The sequence below is a fragment of the Endozoicomonas sp. ONNA2 genome (assembly GCF_024606365.1).
Classification (GTDB): domain Bacteria; phylum Pseudomonadota; class Gammaproteobacteria; order Pseudomonadales; family Endozoicomonadaceae; genus Endozoicomonas.
On record NZ_JAHHPO010001119.1, the window covers coordinates 1 to 3151 of the forward strand.

Sequence of the window (3151 nt, forward strand, 5' to 3'; positions counted from 1 at the left end):
CTTTTCCTTTGTGCTCTTCGTGTGCTTCGTGGTTCAAAGCTTTTGCTTCTGGAATCAATAGCAAGCTGTAGTAATTCTCAGGGTTTAAGCTGCCATACCGTACACTGGGCAACCGTATGTTGATATTTCCGGGCCGTTTCCCTGATCACAAACGGGATATCAACGGGGGGACGAACCTCCTCAAAATGTCTGCTCAAAGCCCTCTGCAGTCCGGTGTAGGTGTCAAGGGCTTCGCCATTTTCACGGATGCCACCGAGCCAGTTCTGCCTGGGCGTATACTCTTCCAGCCAGGTATAGGGCGAGGTGATAACGAGAATGCCACCAGGGCGCATGCGCTCATAAATCATGCCCAGAAATTGCGCCGGATTACTCAGCCGGTCAATCAGGTTGCCGGCAAAGACCAGGTCATAGTCAGTAAAAATCGGTTTCAGGTTGCAGGCATCGCCCTGGGTAAAGCGGATACGACGGGTATCAATATCATCCAGACCCAGTTCAGCGGTATCAGCAATAAAGTAATCACCCAGGTCACCTTCCGTGGGCAGGTGGTAGCGTATTTTTCCCCGCTCCTGCAGCTCGGCCGCCGCAGAAATAAATCGGGCAGAGAAGTCGATGCCATCCACATGTTGAAACCAGCGGGCCAGTTCAAAGGTGGTGCGTCCAACGGAACAGCCCAGGTCCAGTGCCCGTGTTCGAGGGGAAGTACTGCTGACGTCATAACAGAGGCGGGCACAGACTTCGGGGTAGTTAGGGACCTTAAAGTAAGACTCGCCAAAATGGAACGCCAGATATTGGGCAACCAGGGCATCACTTTCATAAGGGTTGCTGGAGATATTGGTCATGGCACTGGACTCTACGTAACGGAAACCGGCATGCTGGAAGAAATGGCGGCGAAAGGCATAACGGGATTGTTTGATGGCGTAGTTGCCGGTTGATATCCAGCACCCTCCTTTAATCAGGTTGTGGCGCCCGTCAAAGGTGGGGGTTGAGAAATCATCGTAGCAGGGGTGAACCCGGAACCCTTCATATCCATCAATGGGAGTGCTGGTCCATTGCCAGACATTGCCAATAATGTCGCACAGTTCACCGGTTCTGAACTGGTCAACCGGACAGGATGAGGACCAGTATTCCAGATTGATATTGCCGGGGGCTTTATCCCACCAGGGTTGGTCACTATCAATGGCTTCTCTCAGGCAATACCATTCGGCTTCACTGGGCAGCTGGATCTGTTTGCCGGTCACTTCTGACTTCCAGCGACAAAAGGCCTGGGCTTCATGACAGTTAACGTCTACCGGCCAGTTCCAGGGCATGTCGATCTCTGCCAGCATGGTGCGGTAGTGATAACTGTCACCCTCGGGGACCCAAAATTCGGGGTGGCGTGCTTTACCATGGGGATTGCTGAACGTGGTCCAGGCCCAGCCTTCGTCCGTCCACCAGCGTTCATTGTCATAACCACCGGCATCAATAAAGGCTTTAAACTCCTGATTACTCACCAGGTATTCGCTGGCTTTGAAGGGGGCGACCTCAACCTCGCAGCGCCCATATTCATTGTCCCAGCCGTAGAGCGAATCATCGTAATCCTTGCCCAGGCGAAATGAGCCACCTTGTATCTCAATCAGGCGGTTTTCCGGTGCTGATCCTGTGTCAGTGCAGTGTTGCCAGGAACTGTGGCGCCGGACGCAGGCAATGGGCAGCTGACGAATCAGTACCGATGAGGTTTCCAGGTGAATGCGTTCATGTTCAATGCCCATCAGAATGATCCAGGCCGGACTCTCCCAGTGGATGGGTATGTCCAGCGGCATGTTCTGGATGAAACCGGAAACCAGCGCCCTGACTTTGCCGCGGTAGTCACGGACCTGTTGTATCGTGGGCCATTGGTAGTTGCGCTCGTCCAGGTCATCCCATGACATCTCATCCACACCAATGGCAACGGTGGACTCGATGTAAGGGTCAACGCGTTGCGAAATCAGTTTTGCGGTGATCAGTTTGTTGACAAAAAAAGCCGCAGTGTGCCCGTAATAAAAGATCAGCGGGTGACGCAGGGGAATAGCTTTTTCATACCAGGCTTTTTCACAGGCCAGGGTTTCAAACAGCAGGTCATACTGATCAAACGTCAGGTGAAAATACTGTAATAACTCCTCACGTTTTTGCTCTGGGTTGCCTTCATTTAAAACCAGTGTTCGGGTTGTTTTTTTTGGATGAGCGTCCGGGGTGACACTGTAGTCTATCTGACTCGCAGTATTCTCAGCCACGTTTCCTCTCCTGAGTGTTGTGTGTGGGACTTTGAGCAATCAGTTGGTCGTAAGCAGAACCATCAGCATGGTTATGGTGTTCTTCATTATAGAAAAACAGCGCATCCCTGACTGGTTGCTATCAGACGAAAATGTACGATAGAAATGCAAATATAGATGTTCTGACTTGCCAGCTTCTCTGAACCAGCGAAATAAACCCGCGGACTGACTGTTTGATTTGGCGTTGCAACAAACGCGCTCATAAGGGTAAAAATCAGGATCAGGGGCATTTTTCGGATACCCCCGGAGTGAGGGTTTTTCAAGCTGATTTCTGTGTTGTGAATTTATGACTTGAATTCAGGAATGGCGGTTTTAAACGAATCGTTCGCTTGATTTATTGGCAGTAATGAAAAAGTGTCCAAAGTAACCTCCGCGATTGGATGTGTGATCATGAGCTTTATAACGTTTAAATGACTGGCGAAAGAAACCCCGCCTGGCACCAGCAAATCGAGTTATAGGTTATTGTGGTGACAACTGTGGTGACAACACCCAACCCTGGCACAATTTGAACCCGACCCTGAACCCGACCGGCGCAGTCTGATGACGCCAAAAGAATGTCCAGCGGGCTATAAAATCCCGGCTTGTTATTGATGTGGTCAATATTTGCCTTGGTGGGACTATTATGACAGGTACAAAGTTTGCTATGATTGTGCGTTATTTCGCGGGCGGCTGTTTTACCCGTCATGCAGTAGCTTGCGGTCATCCTCTGGCTAGTGTCATGGCTGGGATTGTTGCCGAACTCTCTCTCAACCTTTGCATGAAGGCGGGGGTACTTCATGGCTGTAGTTGCCAAAAAGTCATCCATGATTTTTTTCTCGGATCCAGCTGACCATTATTGTCATCGGGTTCGTATTGTCCTGGCA

Annotated in this window: 2 protein-coding genes and 1 pseudogene; 1 reads left to right on the forward strand and 2 read right to left on the reverse strand. The window is 50.7% G+C overall.

Going from position 1 to position 3151, the window contains the following annotated elements:
* Window positions 1-77 precede the first annotated feature (77 nt).
* Both ovoA and KDK14_RS19830 read right to left on the reverse strand, forming a co-directional pair.
* Complete coding sequence (gene ovoA / locus KDK14_RS19825) at window positions 78-2249, reverse strand: 5-histidylcysteine sulfoxide synthase (protein WP_257266952.1); 2172 nt, start codon at window positions 2247-2249, stop codon at window positions 78-80.
* Window positions 2250-2694: 445 nt separating this feature from the next.
* Window positions 2695-3093: a hypothetical protein gene (locus KDK14_RS19830; protein ID WP_257266953.1), complete on the reverse strand. Its 399-nt coding sequence runs from the start codon at window positions 3091-3093 to the stop codon at window positions 2695-2697.
* Between KDK14_RS19830 and KDK14_RS19835 the strand changes: the two are divergent.
* A pseudogene (locus tag KDK14_RS19835) lies at window positions 3065-3151 on the forward strand (stringent starvation protein A); the annotation flags it as partial. The gene KDK14_RS19830 and the pseudogene KDK14_RS19835 sit on opposite strands and share 29 nt — an antisense overlap.